The sequence below is a fragment of the Telmatospirillum sp. J64-1 genome (genome assembly GCF_006980715.1).
GTDB lineage: Bacteria > Pseudomonadota > Alphaproteobacteria > Rhodospirillales > Magnetospirillaceae > Oleiliquidispirillum > Oleiliquidispirillum nitrogeniifigens.
In genome coordinates, this window is sequence record NZ_SBHN01000002.1 from 24,964 (window position 1) to 48,061 (window position 23,098).

25 protein-coding genes are annotated in these 23,098 nt (G+C 63.7%); 19 read left to right on the forward strand and 6 right to left on the reverse strand.

Annotated features, from left to right (window positions below; translation table 11 throughout):
- Positions 1-74: 74 nt before the first annotated feature.
- Positions 75-962 carry an alpha/beta fold hydrolase gene (locus EPD66_RS02345; protein ID WP_255448336.1) on the forward strand — a complete coding sequence of 296 codons (888 nt, stop codon included), beginning with the start codon at positions 75-77 and terminating at the stop codon, positions 960-962.
- Positions 963-1,002: 40 nt separating this feature from the next.
- Here the strand turns inward: EPD66_RS02345 and hemB are convergent, their stop codons facing one another.
- Positions 1,003-2,013 carry a porphobilinogen synthase gene (hemB, locus tag EPD66_RS02350; RefSeq protein ID WP_255448337.1) on the reverse strand — a complete coding sequence of 337 codons (1,011 nt, stop codon included), beginning with the start codon at positions 2,011-2,013 and terminating at the stop codon, positions 1,003-1,005.
- Positions 2,014-2,017: 4 nt separating this feature from the next.
- On the reverse strand, positions 2,018-3,310 hold the full coding sequence (locus EPD66_RS02355; protein WP_142846876.1) for an O-acetylhomoserine aminocarboxypropyltransferase/cysteine synthase family protein: 1,293 nt from the start codon (positions 3,308-3,310) through the stop codon (positions 2,018-2,020).
- A 308-nt stretch (positions 3,311-3,618) separates the two neighbouring features.
- Between EPD66_RS02355 and EPD66_RS02360 the strand changes: the two genes are divergently transcribed.
- Both EPD66_RS02360 and EPD66_RS02365 read left to right on the forward strand, forming a co-directional pair.
- A complete protein-coding gene (locus EPD66_RS02360; protein ID WP_142846877.1) occupies positions 3,619-4,695 on the forward strand; it encodes an enoyl-CoA hydratase/isomerase family protein in 1,077 nt (358 codons plus the stop codon).
- Positions 4,696-4,842: 147 nt separating this feature from the next.
- A complete protein-coding gene (locus tag EPD66_RS02365; protein ID WP_255448338.1) occupies positions 4,843-4,977 on the forward strand; it encodes a hypothetical protein in 135 nt (44 codons plus the stop codon).
- 54 nt (positions 4,978-5,031) lie between these two features.
- Here EPD66_RS02365 and EPD66_RS02370 read toward each other — a convergent pair whose 3' ends face one another.
- On the reverse strand, positions 5,032-5,487 hold the full coding sequence (locus EPD66_RS02370; protein ID WP_142846879.1) for a MucR family transcriptional regulator: 456 nt from the start codon (positions 5,485-5,487) through the stop codon (positions 5,032-5,034).
- A gap of 326 nt (positions 5,488-5,813) precedes the next feature.
- Here EPD66_RS02370 and rpiB point away from each other — a divergent pair, with 326 nt between their 5' ends.
- The 13 genes from rpiB (at position 5,814) to EPD66_RS02435 (ending at position 18,169) form a co-directional block, all read left to right on the forward strand.
- Complete coding sequence (gene rpiB / locus EPD66_RS02375; protein WP_142846880.1) at positions 5,814-6,266, forward strand: ribose 5-phosphate isomerase B; 453 nt, start codon at positions 5,814-5,816, stop codon at positions 6,264-6,266.
- A gap of 43 nt (positions 6,267-6,309) precedes the next feature.
- A complete protein-coding gene (glyA, locus tag EPD66_RS02380) occupies positions 6,310-7,593 on the forward strand; it encodes a serine hydroxymethyltransferase (protein ID WP_142846881.1) in 1,284 nt (427 codons plus the stop codon).
- Positions 7,594-7,610: 17 nt separating this feature from the next.
- Entirely contained in the window at positions 7,611-8,075 is a 465-nt protein-coding gene (nrdR, locus tag EPD66_RS02385) for a transcriptional regulator NrdR (RefSeq protein WP_142846882.1), read from the forward strand.
- The gene (gene ribD, locus EPD66_RS02390; RefSeq protein ID WP_255448339.1) at positions 8,059-9,171 is read left to right on the forward strand and encodes a bifunctional diaminohydroxyphosphoribosylaminopyrimidine deaminase/5-amino-6-(5-phosphoribosylamino)uracil reductase RibD; all 1,113 of its coding nucleotides are present in this window, start codon (positions 8,059-8,061) and stop codon (positions 9,169-9,171) included. The genes nrdR and ribD overlap by 17 nt, the downstream gene beginning before the upstream one ends.
- Before the next feature lie 13 nt (positions 9,172-9,184).
- Positions 9,185-9,772, forward strand: a complete 588-nt coding sequence (locus EPD66_RS02395; protein ID WP_142846883.1) for a riboflavin synthase — start codon at positions 9,185-9,187, stop codon at positions 9,770-9,772.
- 5 nt (positions 9,773-9,777) lie between these two features.
- A complete protein-coding gene (ribB, locus tag EPD66_RS02400; RefSeq protein ID WP_142846884.1) occupies positions 9,778-10,899 on the forward strand; it encodes a 3,4-dihydroxy-2-butanone-4-phosphate synthase in 1,122 nt (373 codons plus the stop codon).
- Complete coding sequence (gene ribH, locus EPD66_RS02405; protein ID WP_142846885.1) at positions 10,899-11,360, forward strand: 6,7-dimethyl-8-ribityllumazine synthase; 462 nt, start codon at positions 10,899-10,901, stop codon at positions 11,358-11,360. The genes ribB and ribH overlap by 1 nt, the downstream gene beginning before the upstream one ends.
- Positions 11,357-11,896 (forward strand): transcription antitermination factor NusB, encoded by a 540-nt coding sequence (nusB, locus tag EPD66_RS02410; RefSeq protein WP_142846886.1) that lies wholly within the window; start codon positions 11,357-11,359, stop codon positions 11,894-11,896. Before ribH ends, nusB begins: the two co-directional genes overlap by 4 nt.
- Positions 11,880-12,875: a thiamine-phosphate kinase gene (gene thiL / locus EPD66_RS02415; RefSeq protein ID WP_142846887.1), complete on the forward strand. Its 996-nt coding sequence runs from the start codon at positions 11,880-11,882 to the stop codon at positions 12,873-12,875. The genes nusB and thiL overlap by 17 nt, the downstream gene beginning before the upstream one ends.
- Positions 12,876-12,888: 13 nt before the next feature.
- Positions 12,889-13,353 (forward strand): hypothetical protein, encoded by a 465-nt coding sequence (locus EPD66_RS02420; protein WP_142846888.1) that lies wholly within the window; start codon positions 12,889-12,891, stop codon positions 13,351-13,353.
- 120 nt (positions 13,354-13,473) lie between these two features.
- Positions 13,474-15,555, forward strand: coding sequence for a sodium-translocating pyrophosphatase (locus EPD66_RS02425; protein ID WP_142846889.1), 2,082 nt, complete (start codon positions 13,474-13,476; stop codon positions 15,553-15,555).
- Between the two features lie 361 nt (positions 15,556-15,916).
- Complete coding sequence (nifA, locus tag EPD66_RS02430) at positions 15,917-17,554, forward strand: nif-specific transcriptional activator NifA (protein ID WP_142846890.1); 1,638 nt, start codon at positions 15,917-15,919, stop codon at positions 17,552-17,554.
- A 156-nt stretch (positions 17,555-17,710) separates the two neighbouring features.
- The gene (locus tag EPD66_RS02435; RefSeq protein WP_142846891.1) at positions 17,711-18,169 is read left to right on the forward strand and encodes a MarR family winged helix-turn-helix transcriptional regulator; all 459 of its coding nucleotides are present in this window, start codon (positions 17,711-17,713) and stop codon (positions 18,167-18,169) included.
- 224 nt (positions 18,170-18,393) lie between these two features.
- On the opposite strand, the gene EPD66_RS02440 is transcribed toward EPD66_RS02435, so the two are convergent.
- From EPD66_RS02440 to znuA, 3 genes are read right to left on the reverse strand one after another with little or no spacing between them, the layout of a single operon-like run.
- Positions 18,394-19,485 carry a GTP-binding protein gene (locus EPD66_RS02440; protein WP_142846892.1) on the reverse strand — a complete coding sequence of 364 codons (1,092 nt, stop codon included), beginning with the start codon at positions 19,483-19,485 and terminating at the stop codon, positions 18,394-18,396.
- Complete coding sequence (gene hisI, locus EPD66_RS02445; RefSeq protein WP_142846893.1) at positions 19,482-19,874, reverse strand: phosphoribosyl-AMP cyclohydrolase; 393 nt, start codon at positions 19,872-19,874, stop codon at positions 19,482-19,484. Before hisI ends, EPD66_RS02440 begins: the two co-directional genes overlap by 4 nt.
- A gap of 57 nt (positions 19,875-19,931) precedes the next feature.
- The gene (gene znuA / locus EPD66_RS02450) at positions 19,932-20,936 is read right to left on the reverse strand and encodes a zinc ABC transporter substrate-binding protein ZnuA (RefSeq protein ID WP_142846894.1); all 1,005 of its coding nucleotides are present in this window, start codon (positions 20,934-20,936) and stop codon (positions 19,932-19,934) included.
- Between the two features lie 75 nt (positions 20,937-21,011).
- On the opposite strand from znuA, the gene EPD66_RS02455 reads away from it, so the two are divergent.
- From EPD66_RS02455 to znuB, 3 genes are read left to right on the forward strand one after another with little or no spacing between them, the layout of a single operon-like run.
- On the forward strand, positions 21,012-21,509 hold the full coding sequence (locus tag EPD66_RS02455) for a Fur family transcriptional regulator (protein WP_142846895.1): 498 nt from the start codon (positions 21,012-21,014) through the stop codon (positions 21,507-21,509).
- A complete protein-coding gene (znuC, locus tag EPD66_RS02460) occupies positions 21,499-22,287 on the forward strand; it encodes a zinc ABC transporter ATP-binding protein ZnuC (protein WP_142846896.1) in 789 nt (262 codons plus the stop codon). The genes EPD66_RS02455 and znuC overlap by 11 nt, the downstream gene beginning before the upstream one ends.
- The gene (gene znuB, locus EPD66_RS02465; RefSeq protein WP_142846897.1) at positions 22,280-23,074 is read left to right on the forward strand and encodes a zinc ABC transporter permease subunit ZnuB; all 795 of its coding nucleotides are present in this window, start codon (positions 22,280-22,282) and stop codon (positions 23,072-23,074) included. Before znuC ends, znuB begins: the two co-directional genes overlap by 8 nt.
- Positions 23,075-23,098 lie beyond the last annotated feature (24 nt).

Here is a 23,098-nt window from a genome sequence, read left to right on the forward strand (position 1 = left end):
CCTCTTCTTCATCTTGAACCAAAGGACTGCCGGCGGGAAAATCCTTGTCCGGGCCGATCCATTCGGTTGCTATCATGGCTATCGTAGCCCCTGCCAGCAATGACGGAGAGAGCGTGAAGATGATGGAACGCAGCCTTTCCAGCCTCGGACCTCGCGGTTTTCACAAGATCGCCTATACGGAATGGGGACGGGAGGATGATGCCTGCCCGATCGTCTGCGTCCACGGCTTGACCCGCAATTCCCGCGACTTCGATATCTTCGCAGATGCCATGGCCCGCACGGGCCGCCGCGTCGTCTGCCCCGACATGGCCGGGCGCGGCGCCAGCGAATGGCTGAGCGTCAAGACGGATTACGACTTCCCCCTCTACATGGCCGATTGCGCCGCCTTGCTGGCCCGGTTGGGGGCCGAGCAGGTGGATTGGGTGGGCACCTCGATGGGTGGGATCATCGGCATGGGCCTGGCCAGCCAGCCCGGCTCGCCCATCCGCCGGCTGGTGCTGAACGATATCGGCCCCTTCATTCCCAAGGAAGGGCTGGCGCGGATCCGGGAGGTGGTGTCTTGGAATCCGCTTTTCGCCGATCTCGGGGAAGTGGAGGCGACGCTGCGCACGGCGCTGAGGAGCTTCGGCCGCTTCACCGACGAGCAATGGGCCCATCTGGCGCGCCATGCGGTGCGGCGGGAAGAGGACGGCCTGCGGCTGCATTACGACCCCGGCATCGTCGAGGGAGTGGCCAAGGGCGATGCCGGCGACGTGGACCTGTGGCCGCTTTTCGAGGCCGTGCGCTGCCCCGTCCTGATCCTGCGCGGCGCCCAGTCCGATATCCTGACCCACGACACTGCGCAGGAAATGTGCCGCCGCCATCCCGATTGCCGGATGGTCGAATTCCGTGGCGTGGGGCATGCCCCCATGCTCATGGATGAGGAACAGATAAACGTCGTGCGGGACTGGCTGGAAAAGTAAAGAAGCAGGAGGGGGATGCCGGAACATCCCCCGTTCCCGGCTATTTCTGGCCGCGCAGCAGCTTCGCCGCCTCGATCGCGGCATAGGTAAGGATGCCGTCGGCACCGGCGCGCTTGAAGGCCATCAGGCTTTCCAGCACCACGCGGTCGTTGTCGAGCCAGCCATTGGCGACGGCGGCCTTCAGCATGGCGTATTCGCCGCTGACCTGGTAGGCCAGGATCGGCACCGTGAAGGTCTCCTTCACCCGGCGGATGACGTCCAGATAGGGCATGCCCGGCTTGACCATGACCATGTCCGCCCCTTCCTTCAGGTCCAGGGCGACCTCGTGCAGGGCTTCGTCGGTATTGGCCGGGTCCATCTGATAGGTCTTCTTGTCGCCCTTCAGCGCGCCGCCCGAACCCACCGCGTCGCGGAAAGGGCCATAGAAGGCGGAGGCATATTTGGCGGCATAGGAGACGATCTGCACATGCTGCAGGCCGTCGCGGTCCAAGGCGTCGCGGATGGCCCCGATGCGGCCGTCCATCATGTCGGACGGGGCCAGCATGTCGCAGCCGGCATGGGCCTGAACCAGGGCCTGCTCGATCAGGATGTCGACGCTTTCGTCGTTGACGACATAGCCGTCCACGACCAGTCCGTCATGGCCTTCGCTGTTGAACGGGTCCAGCGCCACGTCGCAGATCACGCCCAGCCCGGGATAGGCCTTCTTCAAGGCGCGGACGGCCCGGCAAATCAGGTTGTCGGGATTGGTCGCCTCGCGCCCGTCGGGCGTCTTCAGCGCTTGGTCCACGTAAGGGAAGAGGGCGATGGCGGGAATGCCCAGGGCCTGGGCCTCGCCCACCGCGACGAGCAATTCGTCGATGGAGTAGCGGCACACGCCCGGCATGGACGCGACATCGACCCGGATGCCTTCGCCTTCGACGACGAAGACCGGCCAGATCAGGTCGTTTACCGTCAGGGTGTTCTCGGCCATCAGCCGCCGCGACCATTGGTCACGGCGGTTGCGGCGCATGCGGGTGCGGGGGAATGCCCCCAGTCCAATCGTGCCGGTCACGAGGTTATACGGCCTCCAGTGCCTGTTTGAGATCGGCGAGAATGTCGTCGATATGTTCAATGCCAATGGAAAGACGCACATAACCCGGCGAAACGCCCGTGGCAAGCTGGTCTTCCTCGGAGAGCTGCGAATGCGTCGTCGAAGCGGGGTGAATCGCCAGCGAGCGGGCATCGCCGATATTGGCGACATGATAGAACATCTGCAGCGCATCGATGAAGCGCTGTCCGGCCTGCCTGCCGTCCTTCAACTCGAAGCCGAGCAGGCCGCCATAGCCGCGCGAGAGATGCGCATCGGCGCGCTTGCGCTGTTCGCCTTCGGCAAGCCCCGGATAGATGACCTTCGTCACCTTGGGATGGGCAGCCAGGAATTCCGCCACTTTCTGCGCGTTCTCGCAATGGGCGCGCATGCGCAGCGGCAGCGTCTCCATGCCCTGGATCAGCTGGAAGGAATTGAAGGGGCTGAGTGCCGCGCCCATGTCGCGCAGCAGCGTCACGCGCATGCGCAGGATGTAGGCGATGGGGCCCAGCGGCTTGACCGCCTGGGTCCAGACCGCGCCGTGATAGCTGGGGTCGGGCTGGTTGAGCAGGGGGAAGCGATCGGCGTGCTTTTCCCAGTCGAACTTACCGCTATCGACGATCACGCCGCCGATGGTCGTGCCGTGGCCGCCCATGTATTTGGTCGCCGAATACAGCACCACATGGGCGCCATGCTCGATGGGGCGGCAGATCACGGGGGCGGCGGTATTGTCCATGATCAGCGGAACGCCCAGCTCCTCGCCGATGGCGGCGACTGCGCGGATGGGGAAGACCTGCAGCTTGGGATTGGGCAGGGTTTCGGCATAGAAGGCGCGGGTGCGGCTGTCCACGGCGCGGCGGAAGTTCTCGGGATCGGCCGGATCGACGAAACGGACCTCGATGCCCAATTGCTTGAAGGTGTTCGCAAACAGGTTCCACGTGCCGCCGTAAAGGTCTGTCGCAGCAATGAAATTATCCCCCGACGAGCACAAGTTGAGGATGGCGAAGGTGCTGGCCGCCTGGCCGGACGACACCGCTAGAGCCGCCACGCCGCCTTCGAGCGCGGCGACGCGCTGCTCGAAGCTGTCGTTGGTGGGATTCATGATGCGGCTGTAGATGTTGCCCAGTTCCTTCAGCGCAAACAGGTTGGCTGCGTGCTCGGTGCTATCGAACTGATAGGAGGTGGTCTGGTAGATCGGCACGGCCACCGCCTTGGTCCGGCTATCGGCGCGATAGCCCGCATGCAGCACGATGGTTTCGGGATTGCGGCTGTCGAAGGTCATGGACGCTCTCCGGGTTATTTTTTGCTGCTTCCCATAAACACCAGGAGGTCCCGCAAGTCAAGTTATTACGATTTATCTAGTGTGGAATGTTTAAATATAACATTCATATATTGTTTTTTGATGAGGGACGGGAATGACGGCATTTTCGCATCCGCACATGAGGCCTGCAACTTCGTGGCGGAAAGGGGTATATAGAACGTCCCACTGTGGCGTGCCTGTCGACTGGCCTGCGCGCCCATCAGACCCCTGGAAGGCCCACGAGATCATGCGGGCAAGCGCCGCCCGCCGTCTCCTCAGCGAGTGAGTTCATGGAACAACAGGATATCTTCTTCGAGACCGGCGGCGGTGTCGGCCGGATCACCCTCAATCGTCCCAAGGTCCTGAATGCCTTGTCCTTCGCCCAGGTCGAGGCGATGCTGGCCAAGCTGCGGGAATGGGCGAAGGAGCCTTCCATCCGCGCCGTCGTGATCGCCGCGACGGGCGAGAAGGCCTTCTGCGCGGGCGGCGACATCCGTGCCATGTATGAAGCGGGCAAGGCGGGGAACCTGCAGTTCCTGACGGATTTCTACGGCACCGAATACCAGCTGAACCGCCTGATCAAGACCTATCCCAAGCCCTATGTCGCCCTGATGGACGGCATCGTCATGGGCGGCGGCGCCGGAATCTCCATTCATGGGTCCCATCGCGTCGTCACCGAGCGCACGCTGTTCGCCATGCCGGAAACCAGCATCGGCTTCTTCCCCGATGTCGGCGGCACCTATTTCCTGTCGCGCTGCCCCGGTGCCGTCGGCACCTATCTGGCTTTGACCTCCGCCCGCCTGAAGGCGGCGGACCTCCTGCATCTGGGCCTCGCCACCCATTTCGTTCCGGCGGCCCGCATGGAGGAATTGGCGGAAGCCTTGTCGGTGGCCGACGATATCACGCAGGAACAAGCCTTTAGCGCCTTTTCTTGTATGATCGAGATGTATCAGGAAGAGGCCCCGGGCGAGGCCGAGATGATCCTTCATCGCGCCGCCATCGACCGCTGCTTCGCCAAGCGCACGGTGCCGGAAATCATCGCGGCGCTGAAGGAGGAGAAGTCCGCCTGGGCCGAGGAGACCCTGGCGCAGCTGGCGCAGAAATCGCCGACCAGCCTGATGGTGACGCTGCGCCAGATGCAGGCCGGGGCCATGATCGATTTCGACAAGGCGATGATCCTGGAATACCGCCTGTCCCAGCGGTTCATGCGCGGCCACGATTTCTATGAAGGCGTGCGGGCCTTGCTGGTGGACAAGGATCATGCGCCGCGCTGGCAGCCCGCCAGCCTGGAGGAGATCGATCCGTCGGAAGTCGATGCCTATTTCCGTCCGCTGGACGGCGGCGACTTGACTCTCATCGAGCTTTGATCAAGCGGGCAGGAAGGGCTGGACTTCCCCGGCGACATGGGGATGATAGCCCTTTCCCGCCATTCACGGATCTCGTCCGCCATGACTCGCCCGAAGGAAATCATCTTTGAATTCAGAAGGGTAGGGGCCTATGTGAAAGTCACGGCCATGGACCCTGCGACCCTGACCGAAATCAGCATCGTCGGCGCCCCGGATGCCGGCGAGGCCATGCTGAAGGCGACGGCGCGGCGCAAGCTGGAATATGTGCTCGAGAAAAAGCGCCAGGAAAAAGTCAGGCGCTGAAATCCATCCCAGAACCCTGGCGCCGTTGCGGCCTCGGCGCCAGGATACTGACGATTACTTGCGGCGGGCGCGGCCGCGCACTTCCGGTTCTTCCTCGACCTTGCGGCCCAGGCCGATCTTCTTCGCGAAATCGGAACGCTGCGCAGCGTAATTGGGCGCCACCATGGGATAATCCGGCGGCAGGTTCCACTTCGCCCGATATTCGTCTGGCGTCATATTGTAAGTGGTGCGAAGATGCCGCTTGAGCATCTTCAGTTTCTTTCCGTCCTCCAGGCAGACGATATAGTCGGGAGTGACAGACTTGCGGACAGGCACGGCGGGACGCGGTGCTTCGGCTTTAATTTCCTGCGCGTCGTTCTCAAGAGAATTCAACGAGCTGAAAACAGTCTGGATCACTTCCGGGATCTGACCTGCGGGCAGCGGATTCTTGCTGACATATGCAGCAACCACATCCACGGCCATGCGCAGAATTTCCTCCCTGGACGACTTTTCGGCGGTGTTCTCGTTCATGTTCGTTCGACCGAATGTTTTTATGAATGTCCGAAATGAGAGATCGCATGTTCCGGCTTGCTTGTCAATTCTGAACAGCCAGAATAACGAGTTCTTACTGGCTGCCTTAGCTTTAGTAAAAGCTGGTCCTTGGCTGGCCGGAATACCCCATTGGTCTGTATCGCAAGGATGGGTTATCTTTCTTGCGGAAAAGAGGGGGCGGTTTCCTCGGACGATTCGCTTCGTCAAGATAGTTCCAAGCGAGGCCTTGTGTCGCATTGGCAATATCCGTCGACATATGGTATCAAGCCCTCAATCCGTCCCCCACCGCTCAAGAACATAGTGACATGACCTCACAGACAATTGCCGTTGCGTCCGACCACGGCGGCGTCGAACTCAAGCAGGCTCTTTGCGAGTTCCTCGCCGAACGCGGGATCGAGGTGCTGGATCTGGGCACTCAGCCCGGCGAATCCGTGGACTATCCCGACTACGCCGACAAACTGGCCCAGGCCCTGGCCGACGGCCGCGCCCAGCGGGGCGTTCTCGTCTGTGGCTCCGGTATCGGCATCAGCATCGCCGCCAACCGTCATCGTCATATTCGCGCGGCCCTGATCCACGACGCCTATGGCGCGCGCATGTGCCGCCAGCACAATGACGCCAATGTCATCGTCTTCGGTGGGCGCACCACCGGCGTGGAAGTGGCGCGCGACTGCCTGGGCATTTTCCTCGACACGGAATTCGAAGGCGGCCGCCATGCCCGGCGCGTCGCCAAGCTGGGCGGCGAGCCCGGCTGCTGCTGATCTCTTCACTTCCGTAGAAGAACCGAAAGAAAGACCCGTCAAGATGTCCTCAGCCAATCGCTTCTTCGGCGCCTCCCTGGCCGATTCCGATCCCGACCTGTATCAGTCCATCCGTAAGGAGCTGGGCCGTCAGCAGGATCAGATCGAGATGATCGCCTCCGAGAACATCGTCTCGCGCGCGGTGCTCGAAGCCCAAGGTTCGGTGCTGACCAACAAATATGCCGAAGGCTATCCGGGCAAGCGGTATTACGGCGGCTGCGAGTTCGTCGACATCGCCGAGGATCTGGCCATCGAGCGCGCCAAGAAGCTGTTCGACTGCGCCTATGTCAATGTGCAGCCCCATTCCGGCGCCCAGGCCAACGGCGCCGTGCAGATGGCGCTGGTCAAGCCCGGCGACACCATCCTGGGCATGTCGCTGGCCGCCGGTGGCCACCTGACCCACGGCGCCCCGCCGGCGATGTCGGGCAAGTGGTTCAACGCCGTGCAATATGGCGTGCGCGAGGACAATCACCTGATCGATTACGACGAGGTCGAGCGTCTGGCCCTGGAACACCAGCCGAAGCTGATCATCGCCGGTGGCTCCGCCTATCCGCGCGTCATCGACTTCAAGCGCTTCCGCGAGATCGCCGACAAGGTGGGCGCCTATCTGATGGTGGACATGGCGCATTTCGCCGGTCTGGTCGCTGGTGGCGCGCATCCCAGCCCGCTGCCCTATGCCGACGTGGTCACCACCACCACCCACAAGACCCTGCGCGGTCCGCGTGGCGGCATGATCCTGTCCAACAACCCGGACCTGGGCAAGAAGTTCAACTCGGCCGTCTTCCCCGGCATGCAGGGCGGCCCGCTGATGCACGTCATCGCGGCCAAGGCCGTGGCCTTCAATGAAGCCCTGTCCGATGAATTCAAGGCCTATGCGGCGGCGGTCAAGGAAAATGCCGCCATCCTGGCCGAGGTGCTGGTCAGCCGCGGCCTCGCCATCGTCTCGGGCGGCACCGACACCCATCTGATGCTGGTGGACCTGCGTCCCAAGAAGCTGACCGGCAATATCGCCGAGCAGAGCCTCGAGCGCGCGGGCATCACCTGCAACAAGAACGGCATTCCCTTCGATCCGGAAAAGCCGACCGTGACCTCGGGCATCCGCCTGGGTTCGCCGGCGGCGACCACCCGCGGCTTCCGGGCCGAGGAATTCCGCCAGCTCGGCAACCTGATCGGCGACGTGCTCGACGGCCTGTCGGCCAATCCCGAGGACAACTCGGCGGCCGAACGCGCGGTGCGGGAAAAGGTCGGCGAATTGTGCCGCCGCTTCCCCATCTATAGCGGCCTGTAAGGCTCGGGAGAAGATCGATGCGCTGCCCGTTCTGCGGACATGATGACACGCAGGTCAAGGATTCGCGGCCGACGGAGGACAATGCCGCCATCCGCCGCCGCCGCCTTTGTCCTGCTTGCGGTTCGCGCTTCACCACCTTCGAACGCGTGCAATTGCGCGAATTGATCGTGGTGAAGAAGAACGGGCAGCGTAATCCCTTCGACCGGGACAAGCTGGAACGCTCCATCGCCATCGCCGTGCGCAAGCGGCCCATCGATTCCGAGCGGGTCGAGCGCATCATCAACGGCATCCAGCGCCGCCTGGAAAGCAGCGGCGAGACGGAAATCCCGTCCTCGATGATCGGCGAATTGGTGATGGACGCGCTCTATAACCTGGACAAGGTCGCCTATGTCCGTTTCGCCTCGGTCTACCGCAATTTCCACGAGGCCAAGGACTTCGAGGACTTCGTCGGAAAGCTCGGCGGGGATGGCGACCATATCTGAGAACGGCGACCTGGCGCATATGCGCGCCGCGCTGGGTCTGGCCCGGCGCGGGCTGGGGCAAGTCTGGCCTAATCCGGCGGTGGGCTGCGTCATCGTCAAGGACGGCCGCGTGGTCGGGCGGGGCTGGACCCAGCCGGGCGGACGCCCCCATGCGGAAACCGTGGCCCTGGCTCAGGCCGGGGCGGCGGCGCAGGGTGCGACCGCCTATGTGACGCTGGAACCCTGCAGCCACCACGGCAAGACCCCTCCCTGCGCGGATGCGTTGGTCCAGGCCGGTATCGCCCGTGTCGTCGCGGCGGTCGAGGATCCCGATCCGCGCGTCTCGGGCAACGGCCTGCGGCGTCTGCGCGAGGCCGGAGTGGCGGTCGAGCTGGGGCTGGGTGCCGAGGAGGCCGAAGAGATCAATGCCGGCTTCTTCCTGCGCGTGCGCCAGGGCCGTCCGCTGATCACCTTGAAAACCGCCACCACCTTGGACGGGCGCATCGCCACCCATGGCGGCGAAAGCCAGTGGATCACCGGCGAGGGCGCGCGCGCCCATGGTCATCGTCTGCGCGCCGAGCATGACGCCATCCTGGTCGGGGCGGGGACGGCGCTGGCCGATGATCCCATGCTGACCTGCCGCCTGCCGGGGCTTGAGCAGCGCTCGCCGGTGCGTGTGGTACTGGACGGTCATCTGCGTCTGGCGCTGACGGCAAAACTGGTGGCGACCGCGCAGCAGGTGCCGACCTGGCTGGTCTGCCTGCCCGGCAATGATGCCGCCCGCATCGCCGCCTTCCGCTCCTGCGGTGTACAGGTGATCGAGATACCGCCGGACAAGGAGGGCTATCCGGACCTGAAGTCGGTGAGCCTGGCTTTGGGGGACCGGGGCATCACGCGCCTGCTGGTGGAAGGCGGCGCCCGTGTGACCGCTGCCTTCCTGCGCCATCGCCTGGTGGACCGGCTTGCCTGGTTCCGCGCGCCGCGCCTGATGGGCGGTGACGGCATGCCCGCCGCCTCCGCCTTCGGAGTGGATGTGCTGGGCCAGACGCCGCATTTCAGGCGTAGCAACATGGCCGAGGCCGGTGCCGATCTGATCGAATATTACGAGCGTGTCTGAAGGGGAATGGGCCATGTTTACCGGCATCATCACGGATCTGGGCAGTGTGCGCGGGATCGAGAAGCGCGGCGAAACCCGTTTCACCATCGCCACGGGCTACGATACGGATACGATCGAGATTGGCGCTTCCATCGCCCATAACGGCGTTTGCCTGACCGTGGTCGAGAAGGGCGATGGCTGGTTTGCCGTCGAGGCCTCGCAGGAAACCTTGTCCAAGACCACCCTTAGCAGCTGGACCGAAGGCCAGAGGATCAACCTGGAACGCGCGCTGAAAGTCGGCGACGAACTGGGCGGCCATATCGTTTCGGGTCATGTCGACGGTGTCGCCCATGTGGTCGAGATCGCGCCCGAGAACCAGTCCCTGCGTTATGTCTTCGAAGTTCCGGAAAACCTGGCGCCTTTCGTCGCGCCGAAGGGTTCGGTCGCGCTGGATGGCGTCTCCCTCACCGTCAATGAGGTGCAGGGGCGGCGATTCGGCGTCAACATCATTCCCCACACCCAATCGGTCACCACCTTCGGCGGATATGAGGTGGGCAGTGCGGTGAATATGGAAATCGACATGCTGGCGCGCTATGTTGCGCGACTGCTCGGGAAGGATTGAACCTCTTGTCTGGTTATCACGACTACCTGTCCTCGATCGACGAGATCATCGAAGAAGCCCGCAACGGGCGCATGTTCATCCTGGTCGATGACGAAGACCGGGAGAATGAAGGCGATCTGGTCATTCCGGCCCAGATGGCCACGCCCGATGCCATCAATTTCATGGCCAAGCATGGCCGCGGCCTGATCTGCCTGTCGCTGACCCGGCAGCGGATCGAGGAACTGGGGCTGCCGCTGATGGCGCAGGAGAATGCCTCGCGCCACCAGACCGCCTTCACCGTCAGCATCGAGGCGCGCGAAGGCGTGACCACCGGCATTTCCGCCTCGGACCGCGCCCGCACGGTCGCCGTGGCCATCGATCCGGCCAAGGGCCGCGCCGATCTGGCGACGCCGGGCCATGTCTTCCCGCTGGTCGCCCGCGACGGCGGCGTGCTGGTGCGCGCCGGTCATACCGAGGCGGCGGTCGACATTTCTCGTCTGGCCGGGCTCAATCCCTCCGGCGTGATCTGCGAGATCATGAACGACGACGGCACCATGGCGCGCATGCCCGATCTGGTGAAGTTCGCGCAGTATCATGGCCTGAAGATCGGTACGATCGCCGACCTGATCGCCTATCGCCGCAAGCATGACAAGATCGTCGAACGCAAGCTGGACTCGCGGTTCAACTCGCTTTACGGCGGCGAATGGCGCATGGTCGTCTATGTCAATACCGTCGCCTATGCCGAGCATATCGCCCTGGTGAAAGGCGATCTGGGAGTGGATGGGCCGGTGCCGGTGCGCGTCCATGCGCTGAACGTGCTCGACGACGTGCTGGGCGACCGCGACAGCCACAAGACCGGCGAATTGCATGCCGCCATGCGCATGATCGCCGAGCGCGGCCGGGGCGTTGTCGTCCTGATCCGTGAGCCCAAGCCCAACAGCCTGACCGAGCGGGTCCGCGCCCGCCTGGATGGCGGAGGGCAGGGCAGCGAATTGCGCGATTACGGCATCGGCGCGCAGATCCTGCTCGATCTCGGGGTGCGGGACATGATTCTGCTGTCCAACACCAAGAAGACCATCATCGGCCTTGAAGGCTATGGCCTGTCGGTCGTGGCGCAGGAGCCGATCATCTTCAAGGAGGGGGAATAATGTCGGGCACGCGCATCCTGATCGTCGAAGCTCGCTTCTACGACGACATCACCGATCAACTGGTCAAGGGGGCGGTCAAGGAACTGGCCGCCGTCGGCGCCGGCTACAAACGCATCATCGTTCCGGGGATCCTGGAAATCCCGGCGGCGATCCGCTATGCCATCCGGGCGATGGAACTGCGCGCCACCGACGACCGTTATTCCGGCTACATCACGCTCGGCTGCGCCCTGCGCGGGGAAAGCGATCATTACGATCACGTCTGCCGCGAAGCGATGAGCGGCATTCAGCAATTGGCCCTGCAATACACCCTGGCGGTGGGCAACGGCATCCTGACCTGCCATAACAAGGAACAGGCCCTGGCGCGGGCGCGCGTGGACGAAAAGAATTTCGGCGGCCAAGCCGCACGCGCCTGCCTGCGCATGATCGACATCAAACGCGAGTTGCGTCTCATACCCAAATGAACAACAAATCCGGCCGTCCCATCTCCAAAGCCGTGCGCCGCCGCAGCGCCGCCCGGCTCGCCGCCGTTCAGGCGCTCTATCAGGTCGAACTGACCGGAGCGACTCCTGACGGCATCCTGCGCGATTTCGCCGACCGCCTGATCGGCGGCGAGGGCAGCGTCACCGACCATGAAGAAGGCGCGGAATTCGATGCGCCGCTGATCGAGCCCGACAGCGAATTGTTCACCTTCCTGGTCCGCGGTTCCCTGGCCCAGCGCGAGGAACTGGACGAGATCGTCGCCAAGTCCCTGAGCGGCGACTGGTCCATGGAGCGCCTGGAAGCGGTCCTGCGCAACGTCCTGCGCGCCGGCGCCTATGAATTGAAGGAACGCCGGGACGTACCGGCACGAGTCGCCATTTCCGAATATGTGGACGTGGCCAAGGCCTTCTATGCCGGCAGCGAGCCGGGTCTCGTCAATGCAGTCCTCGACCGCATCGCGCGGGTGCTGCGTGCCGAGGAACTGGGCGGCGACGGCAGCGATGCCAGGGCTCGATGAATTCTCGCTGATCGAGGAGTTTTTCGCGCCCCTGGCTGCCGGTTGTCCCGGTGCGCTGGGGCTGAAGGACGATGCCGCCCTGCTGAGCGTGCCGCCGGGGCGGCAATTGGTTGTCACGAGTGACGCCGTCGTTGCCGGCGTTCATTTTCTTCCCGACGATCCCGCCGATCTGGTGGCGCGCAAGGTTCTGCGCACCAATCTTTCCGATCTCGCCGCCATGGGAGCGTCCCCGGTCGGCTTGATGTTGGCCGCCGCTTTCCCGCGCGATACCGGAGAAGACTGGCTGCGTCTCTTTGCGTCCGGCCTGGCCGCCGACGTGGCCGAGTTCGCCGTGCCGCTGATCGGCGGCGACACCGTCTCGACGCCGGGACCGCTGACCCTGACCGTCACCGCCTTGGGAACGGTTGGGCAGGGATGCGAATTGCGCCGCTCCCGCGCCCAACTCGGCGACACCATCTGGGTTTCGGGCAGCCTGGGCGATTCCGCCTTGGGGCTGAAGGTCCTGCAGGGGCAGGTGCGGGGGCTGGCGGCGGATCATGCCGCTTTCCTGGCCGACCGCTACCGCCTGCCCAGGCCGCGCCTGGCCCTGGGGGCCTGTCTGCACGGCTTGGCAACGGCCGCCATGGATATCTCGGATGGGCTGTGCGCCGATCTCGCCCATATCTGCCGGGCCTCGGGCGTCAAAGCCGAAATCCATGCCGAAAGACTGCCTTTGTCTCCCGCAGCCCGTGCCGCGCTGGAACTGACGCGCGAAGGTCTTGCGCCGGTCTTGTCGGGAGGCGATGATTACGAATTGCTGTTTACCGCCCCGGCAGGACAGGACGCCGCCGTCGCGGCCCTGGCCGATAGAACGGGCGTGGAACTGACGGCAATCGGGCGGGTGACCGGGCAGGATGGTGACGAACCGGTTGTCGTCTATGGGGGTGACGGTGTAAAGCTGTTCCTGGGGCGGGCCGGTTGGCGTCATTTCGAGGGATAGGATAGGCCCATCCATGAAGACGATCATAATGAGCGTCCTGGCGCTGGTGGCTTTGATTGCCGCAGCGGTCGGTGGGATGGCCTATATGGGCATCACTCCCTTCGAGAATATCCTGAACGCCCAGAGCGGTTCGGAAGAAAAACCTCCACCGGCGGCACCTCCGCCGCCCCAGTCCGCTTTTATCGACCTGGAACCCTTCCTGGTCCCGATCATCCGGGACGGCGAATTGCTGGGGCAGGTCTTCCTGGTGATGCAGCTGGAGGTCGATCCGGCCTATCGCAGCAGGGTGACCGAAGCCATGCCGCGCCTGCGTGACGGCTTCCTGCGCGACTTCCATGCCTTCCTGCCGGCCCATCTGCAATATTACCCGCAGCCCGACGAGAATGCCGTCAAGTACCGGCTGAACATCATCGGCAACCGCATCGTCGGCGAAGGAGCGGTGCGCGATGTGGTCTTCAGGGAAGTCAGCCTGCGCTAATCCCGGTTCCTAGCCGAAAGAAAGCGCTGCTTTCTCAAGCTCTTCTGTCCGAAGGGCAGATTGCGCGGCGCCCGTTTCTCCGGCATCGTGGGATGAGACCTGCCCGGCCGGAGGTGCGCCATGGCCTATGCGTTCGTCATCCTCTGCGGAATCATCGCCCTTGGCTATGGAGCCTATGCCATCCGTTCGGTGATGGCGTCACCCGCCGGCACGCCCCGCATGCAGGAAATCGCGGCGGCGATCCAGGAAGGGGCAGGGGCCTATCTCAACCGGCAATACCGGACCATCGCCATCGTCGGCGTGGTGATCGGCATCCTGCTGGGGCTGAGGCTGGGGCTGCCGGTGGCGGTGGGATATTTCCTGGGGGCCGTGCTTTCGGCCCTGGCGGGCTATATCGGCATGCATGTCTCCGTACGCGCCAATGTCCGCACGGCGGAGGCCGCCCGCAGCGGCGGCTTGGCCCAGGCCCTGGACGTCGCCTTCAAGTCGGGCGCCGTGACCGGCATGCTGGTGGTCGGGCTGGGGCTGCTGGGTGTCGCAGTCTATTACATCATCCTGCGTGCAGCCGCCATGCCCCTGCGTGAGGTGCTGGAATCGCTGGTGGCGCTCAGCTTCGGCGCCTCGCTGATCTCCATCTTCGCCCGCCTCGGCGGCGGCATCTTCACCAAGGGCGCCGATGTGGGCGCCGATCTCGTCGGCAAGGTCGAGGCAGGCATCCCCGAAGACGATCCGCGCAATCCCGCCGTCATCGCCGACAATGTGGGGGACAATGTGGGGGATTGCGCGGGCATGGCGGCCGATCTTTTCGAGACCTACGCGGTCACGGTGGTCGCCACCATGCTGCTGGGCTCGATCTTCTTCACCGGGCCCTTGCAGGACCTGGCGATGATGCTGCCACTGGTCATCGGCGCCGTCTGCATCATCGCCTCGGTCATCGGCACCTTCTTCGTCCGCCTGGGGGCGAAGGCGCGGATCATGACCGCCCTCTACAAGGGCTTCATCGTCACCGCCGGTCTGTCGCTTCTGCTGATCGCCCTGGTGGTCACCATCTTGTTCGGCGGTGGCGGCGTCGAGCTGCCCATGACCGACGGGCGCATCATCACACCGATGGCCTTGTTCCTCTGTGCGGTCATCGGCCTTGTCGTCACCGGCTTGATCATCTGGATCACGGAATATTATACCGGCACCGATTTCCGCCCGGTGCGCAGCGTCGCCCATGCCTCGACCACGGGGCACGGCACCAATGTCATCCAGGGCCTGGCCGTCTCGATGGAGGCGACGGCCTTGCCGGTGCTGGTTATCTGTTTCGGTATCGTCACCTCCTTTGCCGCCGCAGGCCTGTATGGCATCGCCATCGCGGCGACGACCATGCTGGCACTGGCGGGCATGGTGGTGGCGCTGGACGCCTATGGCCCGGTCACCGACAATGCCGGGGGCATCGCCGAGATGGCCGACCTGCCCGAGGATGTACGCAAGGTGACCGATGCACTAGATGCCGTCGGCAACACCACCAAGGCCGTGACCAAGGGCTATGCCATCGGTTCCGCCGGGCTGGCGGCGCTGGTGCTGTTCGGTGCCTATACCCAGGACATCCATCACTATTTCCCCGATCTGGCCCTGAGTTTCCGATTGGACGACCCCTGGGTGCTGATCGGGTTGTTCGCCGGGGGGCTGCTGCCTTATCTGTTCGGCTCGATGGGCATGATGGCGGTGGGGCGTGCCGCCGGTTCGGTGGTGGTCGAGGTCCGCCGCCAGTTCCGCGAGATTCCGGGCATCATGGAGGGCAGCGCGAAGCCCGATTACGGCCGGGCGGTGGACATGCTGACCAAGGCGGCGATCAAGGAGATGATCCTGCCCTCGCTGCTGCCCGTGCTGGCGCCGATCCTGCTTTATGTCGTGGTGCTGCTCTTCGGCGGACAGGAACAGGCCCTGACCGCGCTGGGGGCCATGCTGATGGGGGTCATCGTCACCGGATTGTTCGTCGCCATCTCCATGACCTCGGGCGGCGGTGCCTGGGACAACGCCAAGAAATTCATCGAGGACGGCCATCACGGCGGCAAGGGATCGGACGCCCACAAGGCAGCCGTGACCGGCGACACGGTGGGCGATCCCTACAAGGACACGGCCGGTCCGGCCATCAATCCCATGATCAAGATCACGAATATCGTGGCGATCCTGCTTCTCGCCCTGGTGGCGGGGTAGGATAAGAAATTTCCTGGGAAAATTCCTTTTAAATAAAAGGTTTGCGGGTCGTTGTTGCGGCATGGCGGGGACGTCCTCGCCGTGAATCCCGATCTTCCCCGAAGCCTGTCAGAATCCGCACAAAATTTGTGCTTTTATGATGCGCTGTTCAAATCACAGGCATATACTGTCGCTCATGCAGTGACCAAAGGGGATCGGGTAAGGGAAGCAACCTATTGTTGCGCAATGTTCTTTCCCGTTTCGTTCAATTTGGCGCGGATTTTGCGAATCTTAAAGAAGCCTGGCGGCCTCGCATGTCCTGTTGACGACAAATTTCGCGGGAGCCGGAGCGGCGCATCGTTGGCGTCAGGAGGTTTATTCCATGCTCGCGGAAAATCGAAACAGCACCGCCCTGTCGCTGATCAGCATCTATGAGATCAGCAAGATTCTCTCCTCCTCCCTTCATCTGGAAAAAACGCTGCGCGACGTCCTGAACGTCCTGTCCTCCTACCTGCAGATGCGCCACGGCATGATCAGCCTGGTCGGGGACGGGGGCGCCTTGGATGTCGTGGCGGCCTCGGGGCTGTCGCCGGCAGCGATCCGCAAGATGGGAGGCAGCCTGGAAAAGTCGGCCGCCGGACAGGTTCTGTCCAGCGGCATGCCCATCGTCATCCCCGATCTGCGCGACGAGCCCGGCCTGCAATACGAGGGATGGCTGGACGACACGCTGGATGGCGAGGCGATTTCTTTCATCGGGGTGCCGATCAAGACCACGGACAAGCCCTTCGGCGTGCTGTCCATCGACCGCGTCTTCGATGCCGCGCGCAAGGATGTCAGCTACGAGGCCGATGTCCGCTTCCTGAGCATGGTCGCCAATCTGATCGGGCAGACCGTGCGCATGCATCAGCATGTGGCTTCGGAGCGCGAGCGTCTGATCGAGGAGCAGCATCGCCTGCAAAAGGCCCTGGTCGTGCAGCGCGAACAGGCGCAGCAGCGCGTGGGGCTCGACAACATCATCGGCGTGTCGCGGCGCATGCAGGATGTCTATGCCGAGATCCACCAGATCGCGCCTTCGCGCTCGACCGTGCTGTTGCGGGGCGAAAGCGGCACCGGCAAGGAATTGATCGCGCGGGCCATCCACTGCCTCAGCACCCGCAAGGACGGCCCCTTCATCAAGCTCAACTGCGCGGCCCTGCCCGAGACGCTGCTGGAATCGGAATTGTTCGGCCATGAGAAGGGCGCCTTTACCGGCGCCACCGCCGAGCGCAAGGGGCGGTTCGAATTGGCCAATCACGGCACGCTCTTCCTCGACGAGATCGGCGAGATTTCCCCTTCCTTCCAGGCCAAGCTGCTGCGCGTCCTCCAGGAAAGCGAATTCGAGCGGGTGGGCGGCAACAAGACCATCCGCACCGATGTGCGCCTGATCGCGGCCACCAACCGCAATCTCGAGGCGATGGTCGCCAACGGCGAGTTCCGCGCCGACCTGTATTACCGCATCAATGTGGTGCCGGTCTTCCTGCCGCCCTTGCGCGAGCGCAAGGAGGACATCCCCATGCTGGTCGAGCATTTCATCAGGCGCTTCAACCAGGAGAATGCGCGTCATGTCAACGTCTCGGAGGAAGCCATGCAGGTCCTGCTGAACTGCTACTTTCCCGGCAATGTGCGCGAGCTGGAGAATTGCGTGAACCGCGTCGCGACCATGAGCCGCGGCGACGTGGTGCGCGACGTGGACCTGCCTTGCCAGCGCAATCTCTGCCTGTCGGCGCAGCTCTGGAAGCATTCTTCCAACACGTTCCGCCAGCCCGAACCGGCGCTTGCCAATATCGACGAGCGCGACGAAGATGCCGGGGACGACCTGTTTTTCGAGGAAGGGCAGGGGCTGACCCAGCGTGACAGATTGCTGCGTGCCATGGAAAAGGCCGGCTGGGTTCAGGCCAAGGCCGCCCGGCTGCTCGGCCTGACGCCGCGCCAGATCGGCTACGCCCTCAAGAAGTACAATATCGAGGTGAAGCGGCTGTAGCCTGCTAGGCACGGTAAAGGTGTAATGTTAGCACACATTGATAGTTCGCGTCACCTCCCAAGGTCGATAGGGGTGCGGCCCCGGCAGAAAAGTTAAAATGCGAATCAGCAACGACGTCGACAATACAGGCGCGTAGGGCGCCTACTGGGGGTAAAGGTGACTGCTGAATTTCTCGTCGAAGAGAACGCAGTGCAATTGGGAATGCTTCTGACGCAAGCGGGTGCCGCCTGGCGCCGGCAGGCCGAGGCATCGCTGCAGGAAGTGGGTCTGACCCATCCGCAGTTCATGATCATGTCGGGTCTCGAGCGCCTGACCCGCGAGGGCCAGGTCAACCAGATCGCGCTGGCGCGTCACTGCATGATGGATGTGGCCACCACCTCGCAGATACTCTGCACGCTGGAGCGCAAGGGGCTGGTCGAGCGGCGGCACAATTCCATGGATCATCGGGCCAAGTTCCCGTGCCTGACCGAAGCTGGCCGCCGGACGGTGAATATGGCCACCATGCGGGTCCGCGCCGCCGAGCGGAACTTCTTCGCGACCCTGGGCGAACAGCAGCGTCTGGAATCCTTCGCCGGCAAGCTCGACGAATTGCTCTCGAGCAGCGTCGCGGCCTGACGGAAGCGCCTGCCGGAACAGGCGATATCCGAGTCAAAAAGAAGGCCGTTCGCATGACGCGAACGGCCTGGAAGAGGCTTCTTAAGAGAGGGAAGCTGACCTCGGAAAGGCCAACATCACTACTCAACTTAACCCGCATTGCGTGATTGTGCAATGCGGATAATTCCTGGATCGATTCAAAACTAGGAAAGAAAGGGGTGGCCGCAGCCGCCCCTTTTTCCGTTCTAAGCTGTCTCCCCGAGGACGGCTGTCAGCAAGGCATCCACCACCTGGCGCGGCAGGTCACGGGTGATGAAGACCAAGCGGGTACGGTGGTCTTCGCTGGGCCAGGCGGGCAGGGGGACGGGCGGGTGGAAGACATGCTGTACGCCATGGACCACCAGCGGTTTCTCCGACTCCTGCGCATGGACGATGCCCTTGATCCGCAGCAGATTCTCGCCCCGCGTGGCGATCAGCAATTCCAGGGCGCTGACCAGTTTCTGCCAGGAAACCGGCTCGTCCCGCGTTACCACGAAAGCCGAAATGCGTTCGTCATGGCGGTTGACGTCGTGGTGATGATGGCCGTGCGCATGGCCATCTCCATGTTTATGGTGGTGATCATGATGATGATCGTGGCGATCGCGATAGGCCTCCTCGTTGAGCCAGCGCTCCACGTCGGGGATTTTGCTGCGGGCGTTGAACAGCCCGGCATCCAGGATGACCGAAGGGTCGACCTCCCCGTTCGCCGCCACGATGACCGGGGCTCCGGGATTGAGTTCCTGCAGGCGCGCCCGCAGCACCTCGACCGCCACCGGATCGGCGATGTCGGCCTTGGTCAGGACAAGCCGGTCGGCCACGGCGGCTTGCTTGACCGATTCGGGGTGGCAGTCCAACTGGCGGGAGCCATTGACGGCATCGACCGTGGTGATCACGCCGTCCAGCCGGTAACGCGCGCCGATCAGCGGATCGGTCATCATGGTGTGAAGGATCGGGGCCGGGTCCGCCAGCCCCGTGGTTTCGATCAGCACCCGGCGGAATTCCGGGATCAGGCCGCGCACGCGCTTCAGGAACAGGTCGCGCATGGCCGTGACCAAGTCGCTGCGCACGGTGCAGCACAGGCAGCCGGAATTGAGCAGGACGATATCCTCGCTCACATGCTCGACCAGCAGATGGTCCAGCCCGACTTCGCCGAATTCATTGATCAGCACGGCGGTTTCAGCCATTTCCTGCCGTGCCAGCAGGCGGTTGAGCAGGGTGGTCTTGCCGCTGCCCAGGAAGCCGGTGAGGATGGTGACCGGAATGGCCGAGGCCGCTTCGCGCTGAAGATCGTCGCTCATTTGCCGTAAAGCTCCTCGGGGGGGATCATCACGTCGGCGATGGTGGCAAGGCCCGTTTCGCCGACCGAGGTATAGAAGCAGGTGCGCCGGCCGGTGTGGCAGGCCGGGCCGGTCTGGTCCACCAGCAGCAGGATCGTGTCACCGTCGCAGTCGATCAGGAAATCCTTGAGCATCTGCATCTGGCCGGAGCTTTCGCCCTTGCGCCAGAGCTTGCCGCGCGAACGCGACCAATAGCAGACGCGGCCGGTGGCCAGGGTTTCCTCCACCGCCTCGCGGTTCATCCAGGCCATCATCAGCACCTCGCCGCTGTCATGCTGCTGGGCGATGGCCGGAACGAGGCCGTCGGCGTTGAAGGAGATGGCGGAAAGGGCTGCGGTGGCGTCAAGCATGATCTGATTTCCGTTAGGGGGGCGGGGAGGAAGCAAACCTCCCTTCGCCCCTTTCTGTCAACCGGCCAGGCAGTCGCGCAGATTGCGGCTGAGGCCTTCCAGCAGTGCGAAATACATATCCGGACCTTCGGCGATTTCGGCACCGACCGGATCGAGGACGCTGACCTTGGCCTGGGTGTTCTCGGCCACCGTCTCGATGACGGCCGGGCTGAATTGCGGTTCGCGGAAGACGCAGACCACATTGCCCTCGGTAATGCGCTGACGGATTTCGCTGAGGCGCCTGGCACCGGGGCGGCGCTCGGGATCGACGGTCACCGAACCGGCGGCGGTCAGGTTGTAGCGCTGCTCGAAATACTGATAGGCATCATGGAAGACCAGGAACGGACGGCCGGCAATGGGCTGCAATTCGGCGCGGAGCTTTTCATCCAGCTCATCCAGACGGGCGGCGGTGGCTTCGGCATTGCGGGCATAAGCTTCGGCATTGGCCGGGTCCAGTTCCCCGAGCGTGGCGCTGACCGTCGCGACGAAAGCCTTGGCATTGGCCGGATCGAGCCAGAGATGCATGTCATAGGCTCCATGATGATGGTCGTGCGCATCTCCATGCCCATGATCGTGCCCATGGCCGTGATCATGTCCGTGTTCGTGCCCATGATCATGGTTGTGCGCGTGGTCATGGTTGTGCCCATGGTCGTGCTCGTCCCACACGCCGCCCTCGCGGACCGGCAGCAGGGTTACGCCCGGAGCTTCGGCCATTGCCACGACGCGCACGCGTCCTTCAAGATTGTTCAAGGGTTTTTCCAGGAACATCTCCAGTCCGTCACCCGCCATGAAGATGGCATTGGCCTCGTTCAGGGCCTTGGCATCGGAGGGGCGGAGGGAATATGTATGAGGGGAAGCACCGCCCGGCACCAAAAGGCGCGGCTGCGCGACGCCGTCCATGACCGACGCGACAAGAGAATGTAGCGGCTTGATGGAAACAACGACTGCCGGCGGCTCAGCCGAAGCCGAACTGCCGAGAAAGGGAAGGGCGATCACGGCCGCTATGAGGCTACGCTTGAACATATCTATCCTCGGATTGTCGCTCAGGAGGAGGATATGTTATAATGTTGCAATGAGACGACGGCAAGGACAGACATCATGACCGAGGCCAGTACCGCCTTTCCTTCCAGCGACCATGATCATGGAAGCTGTGTCGCCCATGCCGTGGCCAAGGCCGAGGAATTGTGCCGCAGCCGCGGCCTGCGCCTGACCGAAATCCGTCGCCGCGTGCTGGAACTCGTATGGGAACGTCACGGTCCTGTGGGGGCCTACGCGCTGCTGGATACCTTGCGCAGCGAGGGCATGGCGGCAGCGCCGCCCACGGTTTACCGGGCACTGGACTTTCTTCAGGAACAGGGCTTGGTGCACCGTATCGAGCGCCTGAACGCCTTCGTCGGCTGCGGCCAGCCCGATGCCCCGCATTCCGGTCAGTTCCTTATTTGTTCCGAATGTGGCTTGGCGGCTGAGATTGACGACCCGGCCATCGACCGAGCCCTGACCCAGGCCGCCGTCGCCCTTGGCTTCGAATTGCGGGGCAAGACAGTGGAACTGGAAGGGCTGTGCCCCGATTGCCGGAGGTCCGGGAATGGCCGCTGAGGCCTTGCTGTCGCTTGCCGATGTGCATGTCAGTTTCGGCCGCCAGCATGTTCTGCGCGGGGTCTCGCTCGACATTCCCGAGGGCGGCATCTTCACCATCGTCGGCCCCAATGGCGGCGGCAAATCCACCCTGCTGCGGGTTGCCCTGGGCCTGCAAAGCCCCAGCCATGGCAAGGTGACGCGGCGCGGGAAATTGACCATCGGCTATGTGCCCCAGCGCGTCACCATCGAGCGGACCCTGCCGCTAACCGTCCGCCGCTTCCTCACCCTGGCCCTGAACTGGCGGGAAAGCGCCAGCCACCTGCAATACACCTTGTCGCGGGTGCGGGCGGAATATCTGCTGGATGCCCAGGTCCATGATTTGTCGGGAGGCGAGATGCAGCGCGTGCTACTCGCCCGCGCCCTGCTGCGCCGTCCGCAATTGCTGGTACTGGACGAACCCGTCGCCGGCGTGGACGTCACCGGACAGGCGGAAATCTACGACCTGATCGGCAAGGTGCGCGACGAGACCGGCTGCGGCGTGCTGATGGTCTCGCATGATCTGCACTTGGTCATGGCCGCGACGGACCAGGTGGTCTGCCTGAACGGCCATGTCTGCTGCGCCGGTACGCCCCAGGCCGTCAGCCGCCATCCCGAATATCTCAGCCTGTTCGGAACCCGCGTGGGCGCCAGCCTTGCCGTCTACGAACATCACCATGATCACCGCCATGTCGGGAGCGAGATCAAGCCTCTCGGCGATGGCGGCTGCACACACGGTCCCGGTTGCTCCCATGGATGACTTCTTTCTGCGCGCCCTGGTGGGCGGCGTGGCCCTGGCCCTGGTGGCCGGGCCGTTGGGCGCCTTCGTCGTCTGGCGGCGCATGGCCTATTTCGGCGATACCCTGGCCCATGCGGCGCTGATGGGGGTGGCGCTGGGGCTGCTGCTGGAAATCCACCTGACGCTGGCGATCATCGCCGTTTCCGGCCTGCTGGCCGTGGTCCTGGCCCTGATGACGCGCCAGCGTCGGCTGGCGGTGGATACGCTGCTCGGCATCCTCTCCCACGGCACGCTGTCCATCGGGCTGGTGGCCCTGGCCTTCATGGATTGGGTGCGGGTCGACCTGATGGCCTATCTGTTCGGCGACATCCTGGCCATTTCCAATGCCGACCTGCTGCTGATCTTCGGCGGCGGCTTTCTGGTCCTGGGCGTCCTGGCGGTGCTGTGGCGGCCCTTGCTGGCGATGACCGTCAACGAGGAACTGGCCCAGGTGGAAGGGGTGCCGGTGGCGGCCGGGCGCTTGGCCCTGATGCTGCTGATGGCGGTGGTGGTGGCCGTGGCGTTGAAGATCGTGGGAATCCTGTTGATCACATCCCTGCTGATCATTCCCGCCGCCGCGGCCCGGCGTTTCGCCGTGACCCCCGAAGCCATGGCGATCCTGGCTTCGCTCGCCGGTGCCGCCGCCGTGACCGGGGGATTGCATGCCTCGCTGGCCTGGGACACGCCCTCGGGGCCTTCCATCGTCGTGGTGGCGCTGCTGCTGTTCCTGCTGGCGGAAGTCGCCGGCGCCGCCCTTCGTCGGCGATAAGAGAAAAGGCGCGGGACATTTCCC